The organism is Streptomyces sp. NPDC008150, assembly GCF_042956945.1.
Classification (GTDB): Bacteria; Actinomycetota; Actinomycetes; order Streptomycetales; family Streptomycetaceae; genus Streptomyces.
In genome coordinates this window covers 77,983-97,684 of the sequence record NZ_JBIBHJ010000016.1, presented here as the reverse complement: position 1 = coordinate 97,684, position 19,702 = coordinate 77,983, and the positions used below count along the sequence as shown (strand labels likewise).

The 19,702-nt window shown below is 70.9% G+C and carries 18 protein-coding genes; 11 read left to right on the top strand and 7 right to left on the bottom strand.

Annotated features, from left to right (window positions below; all coding sequences use genetic code 11):
* The first annotated feature begins 114 nt into the window (after positions 1 to 114).
* A complete protein-coding gene (locus tag ACFZA0_RS31765; protein ID WP_391023368.1) occupies positions 115 to 693 on the top strand; it encodes a dihydrofolate reductase family protein in 579 nt (192 codons plus the stop codon).
* Between the two features lie 23 nt (positions 694 to 716).
* Here the strand turns inward: ACFZA0_RS31765 and ACFZA0_RS31760 are convergent, their stop codons facing one another.
* Positions 717 to 1,649: a serine hydrolase gene (locus ACFZA0_RS31760; protein ID WP_391023366.1), complete on the bottom strand. Its 933-nt coding sequence runs from the start codon at positions 1,647 to 1,649 to the stop codon at positions 717 to 719.
* A gap of 72 nt (positions 1,650 to 1,721) precedes the next feature.
* On the bottom strand, positions 1,722 to 2,210 hold the full coding sequence (locus ACFZA0_RS31755; protein ID WP_391023502.1) for a DinB family protein: 489 nt from the start codon (positions 2,208 to 2,210) through the stop codon (positions 1,722 to 1,724).
* Between the two features lie 111 nt (positions 2,211 to 2,321).
* Here ACFZA0_RS31755 and ACFZA0_RS31750 point away from each other — a divergent pair, with 111 nt between their 5' ends.
* From ACFZA0_RS31750 to ACFZA0_RS31730, 5 genes are all read left to right on the top strand, one after another.
* The gene (locus ACFZA0_RS31750) at positions 2,322 to 3,149 is read left to right on the top strand and encodes a methyltransferase domain-containing protein (protein ID WP_391023364.1); all 828 of its coding nucleotides are present in this window, start codon (positions 2,322 to 2,324) and stop codon (positions 3,147 to 3,149) included.
* Positions 3,150 to 4,057: 908 nt separating this feature from the next.
* On the top strand, positions 4,058 to 4,831 hold the full coding sequence (locus ACFZA0_RS31745) for an isoprenyl transferase (RefSeq protein ID WP_391023363.1): 774 nt from the start codon (positions 4,058 to 4,060) through the stop codon (positions 4,829 to 4,831).
* A 401-nt stretch (positions 4,832 to 5,232) separates the two neighbouring features.
* The gene (locus ACFZA0_RS31740) at positions 5,233 to 6,558 is read left to right on the top strand and encodes a PhoH family protein (RefSeq protein WP_391023362.1); all 1,326 of its coding nucleotides are present in this window, start codon (positions 5,233 to 5,235) and stop codon (positions 6,556 to 6,558) included.
* A gap of 482 nt (positions 6,559 to 7,040) precedes the next feature.
* On the top strand, positions 7,041 to 7,754 hold the full coding sequence (locus ACFZA0_RS31735) for a lytic transglycosylase domain-containing protein (protein WP_391023360.1): 714 nt from the start codon (positions 7,041 to 7,043) through the stop codon (positions 7,752 to 7,754).
* A gap of 163 nt (positions 7,755 to 7,917) precedes the next feature.
* Positions 7,918 to 9,474 carry an AI-2E family transporter gene (locus ACFZA0_RS31730; protein ID WP_391023359.1) on the top strand — a complete coding sequence of 519 codons (1,557 nt, stop codon included), beginning with the start codon at positions 7,918 to 7,920 and terminating at the stop codon, positions 9,472 to 9,474.
* A 109-nt stretch (positions 9,475 to 9,583) separates the two neighbouring features.
* Here ACFZA0_RS31730 and ACFZA0_RS31725 read toward each other — a convergent pair whose 3' ends face one another.
* Both ACFZA0_RS31725 and ACFZA0_RS31720 read right to left on the bottom strand, forming a co-directional pair.
* Positions 9,584 to 10,117 carry a carboxymuconolactone decarboxylase family protein gene (locus ACFZA0_RS31725; RefSeq protein WP_391023357.1) on the bottom strand — a complete coding sequence of 178 codons (534 nt, stop codon included), beginning with the start codon at positions 10,115 to 10,117 and terminating at the stop codon, positions 9,584 to 9,586.
* A 3-nt stretch (positions 10,118 to 10,120) separates the two neighbouring features.
* Complete coding sequence (locus ACFZA0_RS31720) at positions 10,121 to 10,675, bottom strand: redoxin domain-containing protein (protein WP_391023356.1); 555 nt, start codon at positions 10,673 to 10,675, stop codon at positions 10,121 to 10,123.
* A 162-nt stretch (positions 10,676 to 10,837) separates the two neighbouring features.
* Here ACFZA0_RS31720 and ACFZA0_RS31715 point away from each other — a divergent pair, with 162 nt between their 5' ends.
* From ACFZA0_RS31715 to ACFZA0_RS31700, 4 genes are all read left to right on the top strand, one after another.
* Positions 10,838 to 11,797 (top strand): LysR substrate-binding domain-containing protein, encoded by a 960-nt coding sequence (locus ACFZA0_RS31715; RefSeq protein WP_391023355.1) that lies wholly within the window; start codon positions 10,838 to 10,840, stop codon positions 11,795 to 11,797.
* Positions 11,798 to 12,004: 207 nt separating this feature from the next.
* A complete protein-coding gene (locus ACFZA0_RS31710; protein ID WP_391023353.1) occupies positions 12,005 to 12,925 on the top strand; it encodes a MarR family transcriptional regulator in 921 nt (306 codons plus the stop codon).
* A gap of 70 nt (positions 12,926 to 12,995) precedes the next feature.
* Positions 12,996 to 13,484 (top strand): roadblock/LC7 domain-containing protein, encoded by a 489-nt coding sequence (locus ACFZA0_RS31705; RefSeq protein ID WP_391023351.1) that lies wholly within the window; start codon positions 12,996 to 12,998, stop codon positions 13,482 to 13,484.
* A gap of 4 nt (positions 13,485 to 13,488) precedes the next feature.
* Positions 13,489 to 13,920: a hypothetical protein gene (locus ACFZA0_RS31700; protein ID WP_391023349.1), complete on the top strand. Its 432-nt coding sequence runs from the start codon at positions 13,489 to 13,491 to the stop codon at positions 13,918 to 13,920.
* A 22-nt stretch (positions 13,921 to 13,942) separates the two neighbouring features.
* Here the strand turns inward: ACFZA0_RS31700 and ACFZA0_RS31695 are convergent, their stop codons facing one another.
* Both ACFZA0_RS31695 and ACFZA0_RS31690 read right to left on the bottom strand, forming a co-directional pair.
* Positions 13,943 to 14,296, bottom strand: coding sequence for a hypothetical protein (locus ACFZA0_RS31695; RefSeq protein WP_391023347.1), 354 nt, complete (start codon positions 14,294 to 14,296; stop codon positions 13,943 to 13,945).
* The gene (locus tag ACFZA0_RS31690) at positions 14,293 to 15,276 is read right to left on the bottom strand and encodes an SPFH domain-containing protein (RefSeq protein WP_391023346.1); all 984 of its coding nucleotides are present in this window, start codon (positions 15,274 to 15,276) and stop codon (positions 14,293 to 14,295) included. Before ACFZA0_RS31690 ends, ACFZA0_RS31695 begins: the two co-directional genes overlap by 4 nt.
* A 348-nt stretch (positions 15,277 to 15,624) precedes the next feature.
* On the opposite strand from ACFZA0_RS31690, the gene ACFZA0_RS31685 reads away from it, so the two are divergent.
* Positions 15,625 to 17,955, top strand: coding sequence for a transglycosylase domain-containing protein (locus tag ACFZA0_RS31685; protein ID WP_391023344.1), 2,331 nt, complete (start codon positions 15,625 to 15,627; stop codon positions 17,953 to 17,955).
* Positions 17,956 to 18,037: 82 nt separating this feature from the next.
* On the opposite strand, the gene ACFZA0_RS31680 is transcribed toward ACFZA0_RS31685, so the two are convergent.
* On the bottom strand, positions 18,038 to 19,501 hold the full coding sequence (locus tag ACFZA0_RS31680) for a catalase (RefSeq protein WP_391023343.1): 1,464 nt from the start codon (positions 19,499 to 19,501) through the stop codon (positions 18,038 to 18,040).
* Positions 19,502 to 19,702: the final 201 nt, after the last annotated feature.

Sequence of the window (19,702 nt, the reverse complement as noted above, 5' to 3'; positions counted from 1 at the left end):
CACCCTGTGCGGCGGCGCCGCTCCGTGGGACGGTGAACGACGTGCCGCGGCAGGGCGCGGGACCCGGGCACCGGCAGCGTGGCCGGCCATCGCGGGAGAGAAGGGGTGACGGCCGTGCGCAAGGTCGTTCTGTGGAGCTCGGTGTCCCTGGACGGTTACATCGAGGGCCCCGGCCAGGACATCGGCTGGCACCGGGTCGACGAGGAACTGCACCGGCACTTCAACGACGAACTCCGGCAGATGGGCGCCTTCCTGAGCGGGCGGGTCACCTGGGAGCTGATGGCGGACTTCTGGCCGACGGCCGACGAGGACCCGGGGGCCGAAGCGGTCACCGCCGAGTTCGCCGCGATCTGGCGCGACACCCCGAAGATCGTCTACTCGCGGACCCTGGACCACGCGGACTGGAACACCACGGTCGTGCGGGAGGTCGTCCCCGACGAGGTCAGGGCCCTGACCGCCGGCCCCGGCGGGGATCTCGCGCTGAGCGGTGCCGGAGTGGCCGCCTCGTTCCTGGAGCACGACCTCGTGGACGAGTTCCGGATCTACGTGCACCCGGTGCTCGTCGGCGGCGGCACCCCGTTGTTCCCGCGCACGTCCACCGGCATGCCGGCGTCACTGCGCCTGGTCGGGACCCACCGGTTCGGCAACGGCGTCGTGATGACGCGCCACGCGCGCGCCGCCGACCGGAGCTGAACGGCCCCTCAGCGCTTGCCGGTTCACCCGGCCGCCCGGCCACCCGCCCCGTCCTCGGCGCCGCGCAGCGCGGCGACCGCCCGCGCCGTCGCCGTGCCGATCGCACGGCTGACCGCGCCGTCGTCCGCGCCGGGCCGGGTCCGGGTGAACACGGCGGCGGCGTAACGGCGTCGGTCGGGGAAGGTGACGACCCCGACCTCGTTGCGGACCACGCCCATCAGGCTGCCGCTCTTCGCGGCCACCCGCACCGGCGGCCGGAAGCCGCTCGCGATGCGGTGCCGGGTCAACTGCCGTGCCAGCACGTCCCGTACGCGCGCGCAGGCGGCCGGGGGACCCGCCCGGTCGGACCACACCAGGTCCAGCAGGTCCACCATGTCGCGTGCGGTGGTGCGGGTGGCACGGCTCGGGTCGAGGGCGCGGGAGTTCATCAACCGCTCGTCCGCGTCGGCGAGTTGGTCGGGTGACGCCTGCGCGGCCCAGGCGGTGGCTTCGGCCCAGTCGCCGAACCCGATGTCCTCGCCGACGGAGTCCACCAGCTGCCGGATGTCGGAGACCACCACCGTGCCCCGCAGCCCGAGCCGGGCGGCGCTCGCGTTGAGGGTGTCGACGCCGACCTCCCGCACCAGCACGTCCGTCGCGGCGTTGTCGCTGATGCTGAGCATCAGGACGACCAGGTCCCGCAGGGAGACTACGGCGTCGTCGTCGAAGAGCGAGATGCCGGTCGGGCCGGGCGTGCGGTCGTCGGCGCCCACCCGCACCGGCCGGCGCGGGTCGAGCAGCCCGCGGGCGATCCGGGACTCCACCTCCAGGGCAACCTGCACCTTGACCACGGAAGCCGACACGGCGGGCTCGTCCGCACGGAAGGCCACCTCCGCACCGTCGTCCAGTGACCGCACGCACAACGTGCCCGTACAGCCTGCCTGTTGGAATATCGCCGCGATGCCGTTGTCGTCCATGCCGGACAGTCTGCCCGACCCCGGGAACATTCGTGCAGGGGCCATGCACCTGCTGCCGGCGGAGCCGTTCCCTCACCCCGGCCGCACGACCCCCGTCGCGCCGTCGAGGTACTCCCGCAGGATGTCCATGTGCCCCACGTGCCGGGCCGTGTCCTCGATCATGTGGACCAGCACCCAGCGCAGCGTCACGTACTGGTCGCGCCACGCCGGGCGGCCCAGGTCCGCCAGGTCCAGTTCGGCGATCACCCGGTCGGCCGCCGCGTTGGCGCGTCCGTAGAACTCCACGATCTGCGCCGTGGTCTCCCCCTGGTCCGCGCGCATGTCCTCGCCCTCGTACGGGTCGAACCACAGCGGCTCGGCCTCCCGGCCGAAGGACTCCACGAACCAGCCGTACTCCGCCGACGCGAGGTGCTTCACCAGCCCGAGCAGGCTGGTTCCCGAGGGCGTCATCGGGCGGCGCAACTGCTCGTCGTCCAGGCCCTCCAGCTTCCACAGCGCCGCGTCCCGGTGCCGGCGCAGGCTCGCGAGCAGTGTCTCCTTCTCCCCGCCCGCGTACGGCATGCCCGCGGGCGACGGGGGAGCGGGGAGGGGCGCGGACCCTGGTGCGGGCGTGGAGTCGGTCATGGGCGAAAAGTAGTGGCCGCCACTGACACGCGCTGCGACGATCACCCCATGAGCCCCGACCGCGCCCCCGGCCCCGACCGCGCCCCCGGCTCCCGGCGTCGCAGCGCCTCCTACGGCGAACTCGTCGCCGAGGGGGCCGCCGAGCCCACCGACGGCTGGGACTTCTCCTGGTTCGAGGGCCGTGCCACGGAGGAGCGGCCCTCGTGGGGTTACGCGACCTCGCTGGCCGGGCGGCTGGCCGGTGCGCGGGCCGCGCTCGACGTGCAGACCGGTGGCGGCGAGGTGCTCGACTTCGCGCTCGGCCGGGCCGTGCGCCGTCCGCCCGTGCTCGTCGCCACCGAGGGCTGGGCACCGAACGCCGCCCGCGCCACGGCGCTGCTGGCCCCGCGCGGCGTGGCGGTGGTGGCCGTGCCGGAGGGCGCGCCGCTGCCGTTCGCCGACGGCGCCTTCGACCTCGTGACGAGCCGGCACCCGGTGGCGCCCGACTGGCGCGAGATCGCCCGCGTCCTGCGGCCGGGCGGCACGTACTTCGCCCAGCACGTGGGTCCGGCCAGCGTCTACGAACTCGTCGAGTACTTCCTCGGCCCGCAGCCCGAGGAGAGCCGCACCGCCCGCTCGCCGGAACGCGAGAGGGCCGCCGCCGAGTCCGCGGGGCTGGAGGTCGTGGGGCTGCGCCCCGAGCGGCTGCGCGTGGAGTTCCACGACATCGGCGCCGTCGTCCACTTCCTGCGCAAGGTGATCTGGATGGTCCCGGACTTCACGGTGGCGGACTACGAACCCCAACTCCGGTCCCTGCACGGGCGGATGGAGACCGACGGCCCGTTCGTCGCGTACAGCGCCCGCCAACTCGTCGAGGCCCGCAAGCCGCTCGGCTGAGACGTAGTACGGCAAACGCGTACAACTGCCGTACCTCGACAGGGGTGTTGGCGGCACCCTGGGACGGGCGTTCGTCCGCGGCCGGAAACCTCCGGTCGCACACCGGGGCGAAACGCGCATACGCTCACGGATCTCCGCCGCTTCTTCACGAGGTTTCCGCATCGTTATCGCAGACGCTTCCCGTCGGGGTGCCCACTCGCGTAAGTTCAGGCCCAGGTAATTCGCGTGAGCAAAGCCATGCGGATCGCACCGCGCAGTGGAGGGGGCTGCGCGGTGCGGCGCCTGCCGGTGAAGGCGTGCCGCCCGGACGCGGGTGGCGGCCCGGAAGCGGCCGTCGGGCCTCATGGGGCGCGTGCGACCACCGGGCCGCGGGCGGACGTGCCGCCGCGGCCCGCACCGGGAACCGGCGGCCCGCGGCGCGGACCAGCCGAACGGGTGATTCGGGCGGAGCCCTCCCAGGGGCCCAGAACGCCGCGAACAAGCCACGGACAGGCCGTGTTACCGCTTCCTGACGACCGTCGCGCCGTTGCCGAACGACTGCGGAGAGTAGTTGTTTGACGGCAATGCACGCGGCATCCCTCACAAAGGGTTATGGTGGAGACCCCCCCTCGGGCCGGTCCGTCTCCCCCCCCACGGACCGGCCCGTTTTTTGTGCCCGCGCGCGGGCCGGGCGCACGGCCTCCGTTCTCCCCCCGCCCGCGCACCACATCCCCTTCCGTCCCGTCCCCCTCCCGCGCGCGGCGTCTCCGCGCTGCCACCGGCCCCCGGCGCACCGCGTTTTGGGGGAGCGCGCGGGGTGAGGGGTAGGCTGCGCCGACGGGGAACGCCATCCGGACAGGACCGCCGCGCGGACACAGAACCGCCCGAGGCCGTGTCTGTCCGTTCCATACGGAGGGGCTGACGATCACGTGAACCTGCGCGACAAGCTGCGCGGCCTCCTGGTCAGGTTGTACGCACGCCGCGTGGAAGGCCACCTGGACCACGACCAGGTGCCCAAGCACATCGGCGTCATCATGGACGGGAACCGGCGCTGGGCGAAGGCCGCCGGGTCCACCGCAGCCCAGGGGCACCTGGCGGGCGCCGCCAAGATAGAGGAGTTCCTCGGCTGGTGCACCGAGACGGACGTCCAGGTCGTCACCCTCTGGCTGCTGTCGACGGACAACTTCGACCGGCCCGCGGAGGAACTGGTCCCGCTGCTCGGCATCATCGAGGACGTCGTCCGCTCCCTCGGCTCCGACGGCCGCTGGCGCGTGCACCACGTCGGTACGCCCGACCTGCTGCCGCAGCAGATGCAGACCGTCCTCAAGGAGGCGGAGGAGACCACCGCCGAGGTCGACGGAATAGTGGTCAACGTCGCCATCGGCTACGGCGGACGCCAGGAGATCGCCGACGCCGTGCGCTCAATGCTCCACGAGGCCGCCGACAGGGGCACCTCGCTGGAGGAGATCGCCGAGTCCGTCGACGTCGACATGATCGGCCGGCACCTCTACACCCGCGCCCAGCCCGACCCCGACCTCGTCATCCGCACCAGCGGCGAGCAGCGGCTGTCCGGATTCATGCTCTGGCAGACGGCCCACTCCGAGTACTACTTCTGCGAGGTCTTCTGGCCGGCCTTCCGCAAGGTCGACTTCCTGCGCGCGCTGCGCGACTACGCGGCCCGGCACCGCCGCTTCGGCGGCTGAGAACGGCGCCACGACGGCTCCGGACCCCGTGGTTCCGGGGTGCGGAGGCCCCCGGTGGCGCCACCCGGGCGCGGTCCGGCACGGCCGGTAAACGGAACCGGGTACCCCGTTTGGGGTGGGAGTAACAAAGAGTTCACCAGGGAGCCGTGTCCCCCCGGGGCATGGCCGCGGGAGTTCGAGGGCATAACCCAAGCAGGTCGACACCCGAACCACGGGTGTCGTATCTCAGCGGACGGCACAGGGGCCGTCCGCCCGGGAGGCCCTTTGCACCAGCCCGACCGTGTGCTCACCGCACGGACGACAAGGCGGGGGGCCGGTCTCCGGCCCGCGCATCGCGGCCGACGACCGGTCCAGCTCCTTCTCGTCGCTCCCCGACCTCTTACGAGGGGGTACGTCCTTCCGTGGTGACCAGCACACAGCGCCACAAGCCTGAACGGCGCACCTATGTTCTCGACACCAGCGTCCTGCTGGCCGACCCGAACGCAATGTCCCGCTTCGACGAGCACGAGGTAGTGCTGCCCGTCGTCGTGGTGACGGAGCTGGAGGCGAAACGGCACCACCCCGAACTCGGCTACTTCGCCCGGCAGGCCCTGCGCCTGCTCGACGACTTCCGGGTCCGGTACGGCCGCCTCGACGCCCCCATCCCGCTCGGGGATCTCGGCGGGACACTCCGCGTCGAGCTCAACCACTCGGACCCCAGCGTGCTGCCCAGCGGCTACCGCCTGGGGGACAACGACTCACGCATCCTCGCGGTCGCCCGCAATCTCCAGGCCGAGGGATTCGACGTCACCGTCGTTTCGAAGGATCTCCCGCTCAGGATCAAGGCGTCCTCCGTGGGGCTCCTGGCCGAGGAGTACCGCGCCGAGCTCGCCATCATGGACAACTCCGGCTGGACCGGGATGTCCGAACTGACGCTCTCCGGCGAACAGGTGGACGTCCTCTTCGAGGAGGGCCAAGCCCACATCCCGGAGGCGTCCGGGCTCCCCGTGCACACGGGTCTGACGATCCAGTCCGAGCGCGGCAAGGCGCTCGGCCGGGTCACGCCGGACGGCGACGTCAGGCTGGTGCGCGGCGACCGGGAGGCGTTCGGCATCAAGGGCCGCAGCGCCGAACAGCGGATCGCGCTCGACCTGTTGCTCGACCCCGACATCGGGATCGTGTCGATGGGCGGCCGGGCCGGCACCGGCAAGTCGGCGCTCGCGCTGTGCGCGGGCCTGGAGGCGGTCCTGGAGCGGCGGCAGCACAAGAAGGTGATGGTCTTCCGGCCGCTGTACGCGGTCGGCGGGCAGGAGTTGGGCTATCTGCCCGGTTCCGAGGCGGAGAAGATGGGCCCCTGGGCCCAGGCCGTCTTCGACACCCTCTCCGCGGTCACCAGCCGTGAGGTCATCGAGGAAGTCACGTCGCGCGGGATGCTGGAGGTCCTCCCGCTGACGCACATCCGCGGCCGTTCCCTGCACGACGCGTTCGTGATCGTGGACGAGGCGCAGTCCCTCGAACGGAACGTGCTGCTGACCGTGCTGTCCCGGATCGGGGCCAACTCGCGGGTGGTCCTCACCCACGACGTCGCCCAGCGGGACAACCTGCGGGTCGGCCGGTACGACGGAGTGGTCGCCGTCGTCGAGAAACTGAAGGGGCATCCGCTCTTCGCGCACGTCACCCTCAACCGGTCCGAAAGGTCCCAGATCGCGGCCCTTGTGACCGAAATGCTGGAGGAGGGACAGATCTGATCCGGTCCGGCCGGGGGTGTGCCCTCCGGCCGGCCCGCGTTCCGCCTGAATTGCCCCGGATGCGGGCAACATAGCTGGTCAGCAGGCGAGTTGGCGCCGCTCGGCAAAGGCAGTGAGCCTAGCCGGGCGGCGCCTTCGTGTGGAGCCCTTTCTTGAAATCCCCTGGGCCAAACGGCATGTGAGCTTTCACACGCAACTCGGAATTGCCTCGCGGCGTCCGGTTACGGCAGAGTCTCAGTCCTGTCAGGCCCCGCATGCGACGCAGTCGTACCTCCTGTCCCTCCGGAGATACGGCGCCTCTTGAGAAGTACAGCCAACTCCATAGCGTCGTCGTATGCCGCCCGTCTTCACCCGGTGCTCCTCTCAAGGGAGTTGCCGATCGGGCCCGCGCCTCCGTGACCCCGCAGTTGGGAGGCCAGCGTCAAGGGGCACGATTGCGTCCGCCAGGGTCACCGAAGCGGGCGATGCTGGAAGGAAACCGTGTGAGCCGGATTTCGGTCCGGGGATTCGCAGTGGCTTCGGCCACCGCGGTCACCGCCGTCGGAAGCGTTGTGGGAGTTGCCTCGGGCAGCACCGCACAGGCAGCGAACAACGACGCCGAGGCGACGGCAAGCGACGCGACGCTCCTTGCGGACATCCCCGCGGGCCAGCAGGCCCAGGTGCAGACCGCGTCCCTGACGCAGCAGGCGGACGCCCAGGCGATCGCCGCTGACGCCAGCGCCAAGAAGGACGCGGAGGAGACGGCCCGCAAGGCGGCCGCCAAGACCGCGATCGCGAAGAAGGCAGCCGCCGAGAAGGCGGAGAAGGAAGCCAAGGAGCGCGCCGAGGCCAAGGAAGCCGCCAGCCGCAGCGAGGCCAAGACCTCCACGGCCGACGCGTCCAGCTTCGCGGTCCAGAGCTCCTACACCGTCGCGCAGATCCAGGCGATGGCCCGTTCGATGGTGCCGAGCGCGCAGTTCCAGTGCTTCAGCAACATCGTGGACCACGAGTCGAGCTGGAACTACCAGGCGGTCAACGCCTCTTCGGGTGCGTACGGCCTCTTCCAGGCACTGCCCGGCTCCAAGATGTCCTCCGTGGGCGCCGACTGGCAGACCAACCCCGCCACCCAGATCAAGTGGGGCCTCAACTACATGGACAGCCGCTACGGCAGCCCGTGCGAGGCCTGGTCGTTCTGGCAGGCCAACAGCTGGTACTAGTCCGGCCCCTGCGCCGTACCGGGACGAACCGTCCCATGTCCCGCGGCCGCTCAACCTCGTGAAGCCCCTCCCCGTCCTCGGGGAGGGGCTTTCGCGATGTACGGTCGGGAACGAACGGCTCCCGCGGGGAGTGTCTGCGCGGGACGGGGGAAGAGGACGGATCATGTCGCGAGTGCCACGGTGGGTCGGCCGGTTCGGTGCCGGACTGGCCGAGATGAGTGAACGGCTCGACGAGCGCCGGGCCGAGGCGGAGCGGGACCACCACTCCGAACCCGAACGGTCCGCCGCCCCCGCCGAGATGTCCCCGACGGCCGTCCCGGTTCCCGTGGTGGTGCGTCCGGACCCGGCGCAGGCGGTGCCGTGGGGAGTGCGCGTCGCGGCCGAGGCCGGCTGGCGGCTGCTGGTCCTCGCGGGCACGGTATGGGTGCTGATGCGCGTCATCAGCGCCGTGCAACTGGTCGTACTCGCCTTCGTGGCCGCTCTCCTGGTCACCGCGCTGCTCCAGCCGACCGTCGCGCGGCTGCGCCGGCACGGGCTGCCGCAGGGCCTGGCCACGGCGCTCACCGCGATCCTGGGCTTCGTCGTGATAGGCCTGATCGGCTGGTTCGTGACCTGGCAGATCATGGAGAACCTCGACAACCTCTCCGACCAGGTCCAGGACGGCATCGACGAGTTGCGCAAGTGGCTGCTCAACAGCCCCTTCCACGTGACCGACAAGCAGATCAACGGGATCTCCAAGAACCTCCGGGACGCGGTCAGTGCCAACACCGACCAGATCACCTCGGCCGGTCTGGAGGGCGTCACCGTCATCGTGGAGGCCCTCACCGGCATCCTGCTGGCGATCTTCTCGACGCTCTTCCTCCTCTACGACGGCCGCCGCATCTGGGAGTGGACGCTCAAGCTGGTGCCCGCCGCGGCCCGCCCCGGCGTCGCCGGTGCCGGTCCGCGCGCCTGGCGCACCCTCACCGCGTACGTCCGCGGCACGGTCATAGTCGCCCTGATCGACGCGATCTTCATCGGTCTCGGCATCTTCTTCCTCGACGTGCCGATGGCCGTCCCGCTGGCCGTGTTCATCTTCCTGTTCGCGTTCATCCCGCTGGTGGGCGCGGTCGTCTCCGGCGCGCTCGCCGTGGTCGTGGCCCTGGTGACCCAGGGCCCGCTCACCGCCGTGCTGGTGCTCGCCGTGGTGCTCGCCGTGCAGCAGATCGAGGGGCACATCCTCCAGCCGTTCATCCTGGGCCGCGCGGTGCGGGTGCACCCGCTGGCCGTGGTGCTGTCGGTCGCGGCCGGCGGGATGGTCGCCGGGATCGGCGGCGCCGTCGTCGCCGTGCCGCTCGTCGCGGTCACCAACACCGTCGTCGGCTACCTGCGGGCGTACACGCACGAGGCGTCGCTGCGGCACTCGCCGGCACCGCACGGGGCGACCGCGCTGGGCGAGGCGATGGTGCAGCCGCCGGTGTCCTCGCCGTCCGGCGACGGGCCGGGGCACGGCGCCGGAGAGCGGTCGTCGATCGCCGAGCAGGCGGTGGAGGACGCGAAGCGCGACGCGGACCGGGACGCGGCGGCCGAGGAGGAGCTGGAACGCGCCGAGGCCGCCCCCGGCGCGGCCGAGCCGCAGGACGCCGGTTCCGCCCCCGAGGCCGGCGTCGACCGCGGCCCCGGCACCGTGCCGGACACCGCCACCGGCCGTCCGGACACCGGGGACGACACCCCCAAGTAACGCCGCGGGGGCGGCCGTTGGGCCGCCCCGGGAGCGGGCGCGAACGCGGAAGAGGGCTCCACCCGTCAGGGGGAGCCCTCTTCCGCGTTCGGGGCGAGGAGCCTGCCGACTACTCGGCCAGGACCGCCTCGGCGTCCAGCGTCACGCCGACCGCCTGCACGACGGAGGCGATCTTGAACGCCTCCTGGATCGTGTCCCGGTCGACGCCGGCCTTGCGCAGCACCTGCTCGTGCGAGTCCAGGCACATGCCGCAGCCGTTGATGGCGGACACGGCGAACGACCACAGCTCGAAGTCGACCTTGTCGACACCGGGGTTGCCGATGACGTTCATCCGCAGGCCGGCCCGCAGCGTGCCGTACTCGTGGTCCGACAGCAGGTGCCGGGTGCGGTAGAAGACGTTGTTCATCGCCATGATCGCCGCGGCGGACTTCGCCGCCGTGTACGCCTCGGCCGACAGGTTCGCCTTCGCCTCGGGCGCCAGCTCACGCAGCACGATCGGGGAGCGCGAGGCGATCGCCGTGGCGAGCACCGTGCCCCACAACTGCTGTGCCGGGAGGTCGGAGTTGCCGATGACCGAACCGAGGTTCAGCTTCAGGTCCTTGGCGTAGTCCGGTATGGCGGACTTCAGGGAGTCGAGGGACACGGGTCACTCACCGGCCAGCAGCGCGACCGGGTCCAGGGTCTCGTCGCCCTTGCTCCAGTTGCACGGGCACAGCTCGTCGGTCTGCAGGGCGTCGAGCACCCGCAGGACCTCCTTGGGGTTACGGCCGACGGAACCGGCGGTCACCATGGTGAACTGGATCTCGTTGTTCTGGTCGACGACGAAGACGGCGCGCTTGGCGAAGCCGTCCTCGCCCTCGATGCCGAGGTCGCGCATCAGCTCGTGCTTGGAGTCCGCCATCATCGGGAACGGCAGCTCCAGCAGGTCCGGGTGGTCCTTGCGCCAGGCGTGGTGCACGAACTCGGAGTCGCCGGAGAAGCCGAGCACCTGCGCGTCACGGTCGGCGAACTCGTCGTTCAGCTTGCCGAAGGCGGCGATCTCGGTCGGGCACACGAAGGTGAAGTCCTTGGGCCAGGCGAAGACGACCTTCCACTTGCCCTCGTAGGTCTTGTGGTCGATCGTCTCGAACTCCCGGCCCTTCTCCAGCGAGACGCAGGCGGTCAGTTCGAACTCGGGGAACTTGTCACCGACAGTGAGCACACGCTCTCCTTGCAACGAGGAAACGCCCGGTTCGCGGACGTTTCCCACGGGTTGGACTCTGGCGATGTTGGCACACGCTGGATTGATTACGGAAATAGCTACACTCGGTCGTGTTGATCGAGTTCCGTTATCAGTGACCATCAGTGAGGGGTGTGGGTTTTCGTGGGTGCGCCCAGGGGCGGGGGACGGCGGCAGCCCAGCCTTTCGCAGTTGCGGGCCTTCGCCGCGGTCGCTGAGCATCTGCACTTCCGCGACGCCGCCGCCGCGATCGGCACGAGCCAGCCCGCGCTGTCCGGCGCCGTCTCCGCGCTGGAGGAGATCCTCGGGGTGACCCTGCTGGAGCGCACCACCCGCCGCGTGCTGCTCTCGGCCGCCGGGGAGCGGCTCGCGGTGCGGGCCAGGGCGGTGCTCGACGGGGTCGGCGCGCTGCTCGACGAGGCGGACGCGCTGCGCGCCCCCTTCACCGGGGCGCTGCGGCTCGGTGTCATCCCGACCGTCGCCCCCTACCTGCTGCCGACCGTGCTGCGCCTGGCCCGCGACCGCTACCCGGACCTCGACCTGGAGGTGTACGAGGAGCAGACCGCGAACCTGCTGGACGGGCTCACCGGCGGACGGCTGGACCTGCTGCTGCTCGCGGTGCCCGTCGGCGTGCCCGGGGTCGCCGAACTCCCTTTGTTCGACGAGGACTTCGTGCTCGTCACGCCGCTGGGGCACTCGCTCGGCGGCCGCGAGGGCATCCCGCGCACCGCGCTGCGCGAGCTGAACCTGCTGCTCCTGGACGAGGGGCACTGCCTGCGCGACCAGGCGCTCGACATCTGCCGCGAGGCCGGCCGCGACGACGTGCCGGTGACCACCACGGCGGCCGGACTCGCCACCCTGGTGCAGCTCGTCGCCGGCGGGCTCGGGGTGACCCTGCTGCCGCGGACCGCCGTCAAGGTCGAGACCTCGCGCAGCAGCCGCCTGCTCACCGGCCGCTTCGCCGCCCCCGCCCCGGCCAGGCGCGTGGCGCTCGCCATGCGCACCGGTTCGGCCCGCGCCACCGAGTACACGGAACTGGCGGCCGCCCTGCGCGAGGCACTGCGTCCGCTGCCGGTGCGGGTGTGCGAGGACGGCGCCGCCTGATCGGCGGCGGCCTTCCGGTACTGCAAGAAGGCGCCTCCCTTTCGGTCAAATGGGCTTGTCGCGGCGGAAGTTGAAAGGCAGGTGAATTCAACTTCCGTCACCGGAAGGCAGGTCGGAAGAAGCCACGGCTGAATTCCCTTCCCGGCTGGTACACATACCCCCTCAGCGTTACGCATCAGGCGTGTGTGCGAAATGTCAAGGGGAGTGATGTCGGACGTTCGGGATTCCCTTGGCCGGGTCGGTTACGACCTGCTCTCGCGCGCCCTGACGGACTGCGGGCGCGAGTGGTTCACGGGGGAGGTGCGGGTGACCGGCCGGCCCGGCGGCTCCTTCCACCTGCGCGACGGACTCGTCGTCGCCGTGGAGAGCCCCGGCGCCCCGGGCCCCGAGGCGCTGCTGCTGCGCTCCGGCCGCATCGACGGCGACCAGTGGGCCGAACTGGTCAGGGAATCGGGGGGCGCGCGCTGGCCGGAGGCCGGACTCGTCGCGCACGGCTACGCCGGGGCCGCGCAGCTCAGGGTGGTGTGCATGCTGGCGCTCCAGGACGCCGCCTTCGCGATCGTCGCGGGGCGGATCGACTCCTGCGAACGCGTCCCGGGCACCGAGCCGGTGGCGCGGGTCCCCGTGGGGGAGGGGCCGCTGCGACTGCTCCAGGACTCGGTCCGCAGGCTCGCCGCCGTCAGCTCACTGCCGTACCCGGTACGCCCGGACCGTGAACGCCCGCTGCCCGCAGCCGAGTTGCCGCAGGTCCGGCTCGGCGAGCTCCAGCGCGAGCTGCTCGACCGGGCCGACGGGCGCAGTACCGCCCGTGACCTGGCGTTCCGTTCCGGACGCGGTGTCTACGCCGTCACCGTCGAGGTCGGGCGGATGCTCGCCGCCGGGCTGCTGGAGTGCCCGGACCCCGCCGCCCCCGCGCCCGTGCGGATCCTCGCGGACACGCACGCCGTCCGGCACCGGGAACCGCCGCCGCCCCCACCGCCGTACGGGCCGCCGGAGCCGCCCGGCGACCCGGTCATCCTGCCGCGCCGGACCCCGGGTGCCAGCGGCATCACCGAGGCGCTCACCCCGCAGAAGGCGGGCGCGAGTTGGAAAGGGTTCTTCCGCATGCGGAACGGAACTGCCCGATAGGGCAGCGGAAATGCCGCCACCGGTCTCTCCGTATTCCTGAACAGGTTCCACAAGCAAGGGAGTTGACGACATGGACCACAAGGCCCTGGCCCTGGAGATGCGCGAACTGCGCGAACAGGTGGCCGGGATCACCGACACGGCGGTGGCGGCCGCCGACGGGCTGCTCATCGCGGCCGACACCGCCGTCACGATCGAACCGGAAGGACTCGCCGCGCTCTCGGCGGCCGGCCTGGGCCTCGCCCGGCGCACCGCTCAGGCCACCGGGCGCGGCACGCTGCGCCGCACGGTGACCTACGGCAGCCACGGCTGCGCGGCCTTCTACGCCGTCGGCGACACCGCGCTGCTCGTGGTGCTGGGCGACGAGGGCATGGACGTCGACAGGCTGCACCGGGTGACCCAGCCGGTCATCGACCGGATCGAGTCGATCCTCGTCGGCAAGTCGGTACCGGCCGGGGCCGCGGCGGCCCCGGAGCACCGGGCACCGGCGGGCGCCGGGACCGTACCGGTCCTGGCGGAAGCGGTACCGGGCCTTCTCCAGAAGGCCCCCAAGGGAGTGTGAAGGGATGGCGACGAAGCGTATGACCGCTACCGGCTTTTCCGATCAGGTGATGGGCCTGGTCAAGGCTCTCCGTACGGACGCCCCCGAGTGCCTGGCCTCGGGCGTGGTCGACATGTCCACGGGCATGCTGCTCTCGTACGAGACCGTCGAGAACCATCCGCCCGAGGTCCTGGACCTGCTGGCGGGCGCGACCCTCGACCTGTTCCAGGGGCGCACGGTCGTCATGATCGAGGACATCTTCAAGGAGCGCCGGGGCACTCAGGGGGACGAGCACTTCTTCCAGGAGATCCTGGTCAACAGCGCCAATCTGACGCACCTGTTCGTACGGATGGTCGACGAGCAGGACGTGGTGGCGGTCGTCGTCTGCCGCAAGTCGGTGAACGTCGGCATGCTCTTCGCCCAGGTGCGGCGGGTGATCAAGGAGTACAGCCTCTGAGGGGGCCGCCGCCGCGCCCGCCTCAGTCGTCCTCGTCCGCCTCCGCGGCCGGCCGCGCGGCCCCGCCCGGCGGGCGGCCGCGGCGGGGGAGGGGGCCGGTGTCGCGCGGGAGGCGTCCCGCGTCGGACAGCGCGCGGCGCAGCAGGAACTCGATCTGCGCGTTGGCCGACCGCAGTTCGTCGCCCGCCCAGCGGGCCAGCGCGTCGTGCACGAGGGGGTCGAGGCGCAGCAGCACCTGCTTGCGCGCGCGGCGCGCGGCCCGCGCCGCACGCGGGGGAGCGGGAGCGGCCTCCGCCGCGGGGGGCTCCTGCGCCGGGGAGCCCTCCGCCGCGGGGACCTTCTCCGGGGGCGTGTTCCCGGCGGCCGGCGTCGTCACTGGTAGAGCGACCCGGTGTTGACGACGGGCTGCGGGGCGCGGTCGCCGCACAGCACCACGAGCAGGTTGGACACCATCGCCGCCTTGCGTTCCTCGTCCATCTCCACGATGCCCTGCTCGGCGATGCGGGCGAGCGCCGCCTCGACCATGCCGACCGCACCGTCCACGATCAGCCGCCGGGCCGCGACGACCGCGCCCGCCTGCTGGCGCTGGAGCATCGCGGAGGCGATCTCGGGCGCGTAGGCGAGGTGCGTGAAGCGGGACTCGACGATCCGCACACCGGCGGCCGCCACGCGGGCGTGCAGTTCGACGACGAGCTTCTCGGTGATCTCCTCGGCGTTGCCGCGCAGCGAGAGACCGCCCTCGTCGTGGGCGTCGTACGGGTACTCGATGGCGATGTGGCGCACCGCGGCCTCGGTCTGCGTGGCCACGAACTCCTTGTAGTCGTCCACCTCGAAGGTGGCCTGCGCGGTGTCCTGGACCTTCCAGACCAGGACCGCGGCCAGCTCGATCGGGTTGCCGTACGCGTCGTTGACCTTCATGACCGGGGTCTCGTGGTTGCGCACGCGGGTGGAGATCCTGGTGCGCGACGTGAACGGGTTCACCCAGCGCAGTCCGTCCTGCCGGATCGTGCCCCGGTACCGCCCGAAGAGCTGGACGACCCGCGCCTCGCCGGGGGCCACCGTGTTCAGCCCTCTCATGCCGATGAACGAGGCCAGCAGGACGACGATGCCGGCCACGATCAGCACCGCTCTGACACCGGCGGACGTGGTCGCGGCCGTCGAGAAGAGCAGGGCGGCGCCGGCCAGCAGTCCGACCAGGCCGAGCAGCAGCGCGAGGCCGCCGCCGATGCTGTGCGCGGTGAACTCCCGCACCCGGGGCGCCGGCATCTCGGGCACGGTGGCCGCGGCCGGGGCGTTGGGCGCGCCGTCCGCGGTGTCGTGCGGGTCCTGGGCGCCGTGCGTGTCGTGCGTGGACATGGTGGTCCCCGTTCCGGTGGAGGGGCCCCGCGGCGGTGCGGGCGCCTCGTCCCAGCCTACTCGCGCTTCTATCAAAGTGATAGCATTTTTACGGCGGCCGCCGCTCGTCGCCGAAGTCGCCGCGCACCCTTCCGGCCGCCTTCCGCGTCGGTTCCACAGGAACGGGGTGCTCATTGTCACGTCCGTAAAAGACCGGATCGTGGGCCCTTTGTCACATAGAGGGGTGTTAGCTTTCTGAGCTGACTCGGGCCGGGCGGCTGTGAAACGCCCGTGAGCGGCCCGGAACGGCCCGCACCGGTCGAACAAGAGCCGGGAAAAGACAAGAACGAAGGCGGAGCGGACGAATCCATGGGACGAGCGGAAGAAAGACGAGCGCGACAGCGCGGTGGCCACCGCTCGGCACCCGGAGCTTCCGCGCCGACCGCCGCCGGCACGGGACACCGGGCGGCCGCCCGCCAGTCCGGCCCCAAGAAGGGGTTGCTGCGCCGCCTCTTCACGTGGAAGAAGATCCTCGGCACCTTCTTCGGCCTCTGCCTGCTCGTCATCGGCAGCTTCATCGTGCTGTACATGGTGGTCCAGGTCCCCCAGGGCAACGCCGAGGCGCAGAGCCAGAGCAACGTCTACAAGTACAGCGACGGCACGACGCTCGCCCGCGTCGGCGCGGTCAACCGCGAGACCGTCGACCTGTCCAAGGTGCCGAAGCCGGTCCAGCACACCTTCGTCGCCGCCGAGAACAAGTCCTTCTACTCGGACGCCGGCGTCGACCTGAAGGGCACCACCCGCGGTCTGCTCAACACCGCGCTGGGGCGCGGCAAGCAGGGCGGTTCGACGATCACCCAGCAGTACGTGAAGAACTACTACCTCAGCCAGGACCAGACCGTCTCGCGCAAGCTGAAGGAACTGGTCATCTCGCTGAAGGTGGACCGCCAGATGTCCAAGGACGACATCCTCGCGGGCTACATCAACACCAGTTACTACGGCCGCGGCGCCTACGGCATCCAGGCCGCCGCCCAGGCGTACTACCGCGTCGACGCGAGCAAGCTGACGGTCCAGCAGGGTGCCTACCTGGCCGCGCTGCTCCAGGCGCCGAGCCAGTACGACTGGGCCGTGGCGTCCGACACCGGCAAGAAGCTGGCCAAGGCCCGCTGGAACTACGTCCTCGACAACATGGTCGAGCAGAAGTGGCTCAGCGCCTCCAAGCGGCAGGCCATGGAGTTCCCCGTGCCCAAGGACCCGAAGAGCGCCGCGGGCCTCGACGGGCAGAAGGGCTATCTCGTCAAGCTCGCCAACGACCAGCTCGCGGCGCAGCTCATGAAGCAGAACAACCTGACGAAGTCCGAGGCCGACGCGGCGGTCGACGGCAAGGGCTGGACGATCACGCTGAACATCAGCAAGTCCAAGCAGGCCGACCTGGAGACCGCCGTCAAGGCGCAGCTCACCAGCAAGCTCGATGCGAAGAAACGCTCCGTCGACGGCAACGTGCAGGCCGGGGCGGTCTCCGTCGAGCCGAAGACCGGCAGGATCGTGGCGCTGTACGGCGGCAAGGACTACTACAAGCACTACATCAGCAACGCCACCAGAGCGGACTACCAGCCGGCCTCGACGTTCAAGCCGGTCATCCTCGCCGCCGCCATGCAGGAGGCCGCGGAGACCCAGGACGGCAAGCCGATCGACGCCAACACCATCTACGACGGCACCAGCGGCAGGCCGGTGAAGGGCAGCGACATCGCCTTCTCGCCGCCGAACGAGGACGACGCGGACTACGGGAACATCACCGTGCAGACCGCGATGAACAAGTCCGTCAACTCGGTGTTCGCGCAGATGGGTGTCGACGTCGGCATGACCAAGGTGCTGAACGTGGCGAGCAAGCTCGGCATGGACACCGACGGGGTGCAGGCGGTGCCCGCGCAGACGCTCGGCAGCATGGGCGCGAGCCCGCTGGAGATGGCGTCCGTCTACGCGACCTTCGACAACCACGGCAAGCAGGTCTCGCCGTCCATCCTCAAGTCGGCCGAACAGAGCACCCGTACGGTGAAGCTCGACAGCCCGATCGGCGACCAGGTCATCAGCCGCGAGGCCGCCGACACGGTGACCTCGGTGCTCACCGGCGTGGTCGACGACGGTACGGCGAAGACCTCCGTGCGGGACAACAGCGCGCGCGACGGGCAGCAGGTGGCGGGCAAGACGGGCACCTCCGACAACAACAAGTCGGCCTGGTTCACCGGCTACACGCCGAACCTGGTGACCTCGGTCGGGCTGTTCGGCGAGGACGCGAAGAAGCACACGCAGGTCACGCTCAAGGGCGCCACCGGCCTGATCCCCGGCACCGGCCGCATCAACGGTGGCGGCTACCCGGCGCAGATCTGGGCGCAGTACACGTTCTCCGCGATGGGCGGCGTCAGCAAGTTCGACCTGGACACCACGCAGGGCGCGGCCGTCCAGCCGACGAAGTCGGCGACACCCACGCCGACGCCGACGCCCACCCCGACGACCGAGGAGCCGACGACGCAGGCGCCGACCACCGAGGAGGCGACGCCGACGCCCACGCCGACGGAGACGCAGTCGCAGACCACGACGCCGACCCCGACGGCGACGAGAACGACGCCGACCCCGACGGCCACCGAGACGGACGAGGGCGACGACCCGCTCGGCCAGGACGACGAGGACACGGGGCGGTAGGTCCCGCGTTCCCGGGCGGCGCGCGTACGCCGGAAGGCCGTTCCCTTTGGGGAACGGCCTTCCGTGTGTCGCGGCGCCGGTGTCAGCCGCCGTTGACCTTGGCGGCGATGCGGTCGCCGAGGTCCTTGTCGACGTTGCGCCAGTACTGCACCGCGCGGGCCAGCACCGGGGGCGTGACGCCCTGGAGCAGGTGGCCGCTGATGTTCGAGACGAGCCGGTCGCGCGCCGCGTCGTCCAGCACCTGGCGCACCAGCGTGCCGGCCTGGCCCCAGTCGTCGTCCTCGGCGTGCAGCTTGTAGTCCTCCCGGACCATGTCGCCGGCCGTCTGCCAGCCCGCGACGTCGCCGAACCGCGCGGTGTCCGCCGCGGGGCCCCCGTAGGAGTTGGGCGCGTACACCGCTCCCACGTTGTTGGACTCGTAGCGCATCGGGCCGTCCTTGGCGTACGAGTTCACCTGGGAGTGCGGCCTGTTGGGCGGGAGCTGCGCGTAGTTCGGGCCGATCCGGTACCGGTGCGTGTCCGGGTACGAGAACAGCCGGCCGAGCAGCATCTTGTCCGGCGACGGGCCGATGCCCGGCACCATGTTGGACGGCTCGAACGCCGCCTGCTCGATGTGGACGAAGTGGTCCTCGGGGTTCCGGTTCAGGGTCATCCGGCCGACCTCGATGAGCGGGTAGTCGGCGTGCGGCCACACCTTCGTCAGGTCGAACGGGTTGAACCGGTAGTCCGGGGCGTCGTCGAACGGCATGACCTGCACGTGCATCGTCCAGGACGGGTGGTCGCCCGCCTCGATCGACTCGAACAGGTCGCGCCGGTGCTTGTCGGCGTCCTTGCCGGCCAGCTCGTCGGCCTCGGCCTGGGTGAGGAACTCGATGCCCTGGTCGGTCTTGAAGGTGTACTTGACCCAGAACCGCTCGCCGCCCGCGTTGACCCACATGTAGGTGTGCGAGCTGAAGCCGTCCATGTTGCGCCAGGTCTTCGGGATGCCCCGGTCGCCCATGAGCCACGTCACCTGGTGCGCGGACTCGGGGGACAGCGTCCAGAAGTCCCACTGCATGTCGTTGCTGCGCAGACCGGTCTGCGGGTGCCGCTTCTGGGAGCGGATGAAGTCCTGGAACTTGATCGCGTCACGGACGAAGAACACGGGGGTGTTGTTGCCCACCATGTCGTAGTTGCCGTGCTCGGTGTAGAACTTCAGCGCGAAGCCGCGGGGGTCGCGCCAGGTGTCCGGGGAGCCCATCTCGCCGGCGACGGTGGAGAACCGCGCGAGCATCTCGGTGCGCTTCCCGGGCTGGAAGAGGTCGGCCTTGGTGAACTGGCTGACGTCGTTGGTGACCTCGAAGACTCCGTACGCGCCGCTGCCCTTGGCATGGACGACGCGCTCGGGGACCCGTTCCCGGTTGAACTGGGCCATCTTCTCGATCAGGTAGTGATCCTGGAGCAGGACCGGGCCGTTGGAGCCGACAGTGAGCGAGTGTTCGTCGCTCTCCACCGGGATTCCGGCGTTGTTCGTCGTGTACGGGACCTGCTGGGGCGCCTGCGTCACGAGCGTCCTCCCATCGAAAAGGGGGGTTTCAGGTGGGTTCGCTCACCCCGAGCAGTCAACTCCGCCGACGATGGGTCGGCAACATTTGGACTGCGTCCAAATCCGGTTCGGTTCTGAAACGAGTCGCTGTCGGGGCTCGGGACGCGAGTACCCCGCACGTGCGGTTCAACCGCCGGGCCGTGCGGCCCGGCGGTGTGCCGG